General features: G+C 47.5%; 5 protein-coding genes. 4 read left to right on the plus strand and 1 reads right to left on the minus strand.

The window, feature by feature from the left end:
• The coding region (locus VIM88_RS00305; protein WP_331860885.1) for a vitamin B12 dependent-methionine synthase activation domain-containing protein at positions 1-882 on the plus strand (882 nt) is incomplete at its 5' end.
• Between the two features lie 30 nt (positions 883-912).
• Positions 913-1,131: a DUF1653 domain-containing protein gene (locus VIM88_RS00310; protein ID WP_331860886.1), complete on the plus strand. Its 219-nt coding sequence runs from the start codon at positions 913-915 to the stop codon at positions 1,129-1,131.
• Here the strand turns inward: VIM88_RS00310 and VIM88_RS00315 are convergent.
• The gene (locus VIM88_RS00315) at positions 1,128-1,310 is read right to left on the minus strand and encodes a CPXCG motif-containing cysteine-rich protein (protein ID WP_331860887.1); all 183 of its coding nucleotides are present in this window, start codon (positions 1,308-1,310) and stop codon (positions 1,128-1,130) included. The genes VIM88_RS00310 and VIM88_RS00315 overlap by 4 nt on opposite strands.
• 58 nt (positions 1,311-1,368) lie before the next feature.
• Here VIM88_RS00315 and VIM88_RS00320 point away from each other — a divergent pair, with 58 nt between their 5' ends.
• Both VIM88_RS00320 and ppk2 read left to right on the plus strand, forming a co-directional pair.
• Positions 1,369-2,640 carry a M20/M25/M40 family metallo-hydrolase gene (locus VIM88_RS00320; RefSeq protein WP_331860888.1) on the plus strand — a complete coding sequence of 424 codons (1,272 nt, stop codon included), beginning with the start codon at positions 1,369-1,371 and terminating at the stop codon, positions 2,638-2,640.
• 78 nt (positions 2,641-2,718) lie between these two features.
• Positions 2,719-3,584, plus strand: an 866-nt coding sequence (ppk2, locus tag VIM88_RS00325; RefSeq protein ID WP_331860889.1) for a polyphosphate kinase 2, incomplete at its 3' end; no start/stop codon positions are given.

Raw genomic sequence — 3,584 nt, forward strand, 5'->3', positions numbered from 1 at the left:
ATCCCTCCTTTTGAAGAGATCAAGATGCCTGAGCCCCAGCCTGTACCGACACCCCCGTTCTGGGGTCGGCGTGTACTGCAGAAAGAGGACCTGGACCTGGATATGGTCTTTAACTGGGTGAACCAAAGAACCGTCATTAAATTCCACTGGGGATACAAGAGCAAAGGGATGAGCAAAGAGGCGTATCAAAAACTCCTGGACGATACCGTCTATCCTGCTTATGAACGTTTGAAACAGGAGTTTCTGGACAAAGAGCTCTTTGAGCCAACGATCATTTACGGCTATTACCCTTGCAGGAGCAGTGACCAGGAGCTCTACCTCTTTGATGAAAGTGAAGGATGGAACGTAGATGCAAATGCCAATCGGGAGCCTTTGGATAAGGTCATAGGAAGAGCGGTAGGGACATTCAGTTTTCCAAGACAGGGCCGAAAACCCCACCGTGCACTCTCTGATTTTTTCCATCATGAGAGACATGACGTGATACCGCTTACCTGTGTCAGCGCAGGGCCGAAGTTCTCAGCCTATGAAAAAGAGCTGTATGATGCTGGTAAATACCTGGAGTACAACATGGTACACGGTTTCTCGGTGGAACTTGCAGAGGCACTGGCAGAAGTGGCACACAAGCAGATACGTCTGGACCTTAACATCGCAGACAACGAAGGAGCCTCTTTACGTGATGTACGCATGAGCCGTTATCAGGGGGCAAGATACTCCTTCGGATATCCTGCCTGTCCGGATCTGGAGCAGAGCAGGCTTATCTTTGATCTGCTCAAGCCTGAAGAGTTCGGGATAGAACTGAGCGAGACGTTCCAGATACATCCTGAACAGAGTACTACCGCGCTGGTGGTGCACCATAGTAAAGCTACCTATTATTCGGTGTAACGGCTTTCTGGAGCGGTAAAAGAGGGAGAGATGGAGTTGGAAAAAGGGATTTACCGGCACTACAAAGGCAACAAGTATGAGGTCATTATGACAGCACGGCACTCTGAAACAGAGGAGTGGATGGTTGTCTATAAGGCACTCTATGGAGAGGAAGGTTTCTGGGTACGTCCGTATCAGATGTTTACGGAAAAAGTTGAGGTGGACGGTGTGCTGGTCCCCCGTTTTGAAAAGATAGAAGCGCTGTCCTAGATCCCCTCTATCTTTTTTGCAGTAAAGCTGACCAACACCTCTCCAGCGAAGCTGAAAGTGATTTCTATGGGACGACAGCACACTTCGCAGTCTTCAATGTAGGCACTCTCCTCCTCCTGCGGGTCCAAGATCATGGAGATCCGTTCCCAGCAGTAGGGACAGCTAAAAAAGTGTTCCAAGACTTTTTCTCCTTCTTTTTTTAAATTATAGTACAATCACATAAAAACAGGATAGCGTATGTCAGAGATCATAGAACATTTTAAAACCCTTACCCAAATCCCCCACTGCAGCAAACTTGCGGACAGATTGATGGAATTCCTGGTAGATTTTGCCAAAAGCCGCGGTTACAGTGTCGAAGTGGACCAGACAAAGAACATCTATATTTGCAAAGGCGAACCTGTATTGTGTCTTCAGGCACATTATGACATGGTCTGTGTCGGCAAGGCACCCCAGTTGGAAACCTATATAGAAGAGGGATGGATGAGAGCCAGAGAGAGCTCTCTGGGTGCGGATAACGGTATGGCCATCGCTATGATGATGCAGCTGATGGACGAGGGGAGAGAACTTGAATTTTTGCTCACTTCGGATGAAGAGGTAGGCCTGATAGGCGCGAACCATGTAGCGTTTGAGCTGAAAAGCAGTTATATGCTGAACCTGGACAGTGAAGATGAAGCAGAGGTCTACATAGGGTGTGCGGGCGGTGCGGACATTACAGCATTTAAAGATGACAGTTATGTAGAAGGTACGGGAAGCTGTTATGAAGTAGCGGTGAAAGGACTTCCCGGAGGACATTCCGGTGTAGATATCGACAAGGGGATCCCTTCTGCGATCAAGGTGCTGGGAGAGTACTTGACAGAGAATGGTGTAACACAGCTGGCAAGCATCTATGCAGGAGAGCGCCGTAACTCCATACCTGCCAATGCCGTGGCGATCGTAAGAAGCGAAAAAGTCCTGGAAGACAGCGGGGACGTAGCAGTCCGTGCGCTCAATGAATCACCCAAGGTATTGAAAGAGGGAGCGAAACTGATAGCACTTATCGATGCATTTAAACAGGGGGTGCATGCGATGAATGAAACTTTTGATATACCGGATGTCAGTATCAACCTTGCCATCATCACAGCAGATGAGCAAGGAGGATTAAAGGTCGAGACCTCTGCCAGAGCGATGGGGGCAGAGGAGCTTGAGCTGCTGACCCAGGAGACTGCAGCGATGTTTGAGCGTTTTGGATTCAGGGTGCAGGTGGAAGACAAATATCCGGCATGGAGACCGGATATTTCAGACTTTACCAAGTTAGTGAGCCGGGAGATAGAGGGCGTATTCGGAAAAACAAAGATGATGGCTATCCATGCAGGGCTCGAGTGCGGTGTGATCGCAGAAAAATACCCTCAGATGAAGTTCGCCTCGATAGGACCTACGATCCGGTATCCGCACTCTACCCGTGAAGCTGTCGATCTCGCCTCTGTAGAACGTACCTATCAGGTTGTGCAAAATATTCTTGAAGTGATCTGATGCCTGTAGACTGGCCCCTTTCTAAAGAGTTTTCGTAGTAGAATAAAAATATGCTATATCATATCATGAAGGGGAAAAATGAAAACGATATTTCAAGACCTGCAAGCGTTGGATGAAGCGATCAAAGAGAACGGCCAAGCCAAAAAAATTTTAAAAGAGCTTGAAGAGAAGTTTCATTTACTAAGGACCAAGGACGGAATTGCGCAGCTTGTAAGTAAAAAAAAGCTTGCAAAGATCACCCGTAACATTGCCTATAAAAACGAGCTGAAAGCACTGCAGGTTGAGCTGATCAAACTGCAGAACTGGGTCTATGAGAACAACAAGCGTGTCATGATCATCTTTGAAGGACGTGATACTGCGGGGAAAGGGGGTGCTATCAAACGGTTCACCCAATACCTTAACCCCAGAAAATTCAGAGTGGTCGCCCTGCAAAAACCGACGGAAGTGGAGCAGGGACAGTTTTACTTTCAACGGTACTTTAAGCATCTTCCAAACCCCGGAGAGATCGCCTTTTTTGACCGCTCCTGGTACAACCGTGCAATAGTGGAACCGGTATTTGGGTTTTGTACACCCGAACAGTATGAAAAATTCATGAAAGAGGTGCCGGAGATCGAAGATGCATTGATCGATGACGGCATTATTCTGATCAAGTTTTGGTACTCTGTTACCAAAGAGAATCAGCAAAATAGATTTAAAGAGCGTATGACCAATCCTCTGAAACACTGGAAACTGAGTTCTGTGGACCAAAAGGCGCAGGAGATGTGGGATAAGATCACCTTTTATCAAGAAGCGATGTTCTCACGTACCCACACAGGTGACGCACCATGGATCATCGTAGACAGTAATGACCAAAAGCGGGCACGGTTGGAATCCATACGTTATGTCCTTTCGCACATAGACTATGAAGGAAAAGAGGATGCGACTATTAACCTGCATCCTGACCC

Origin of the sequence: Sulfurovum sp. (assembly GCF_036568385.1) — a bacterium.
Classification (GTDB): Bacteria; Campylobacterota; Campylobacteria; order Campylobacterales; family Sulfurovaceae; genus Sulfurovum.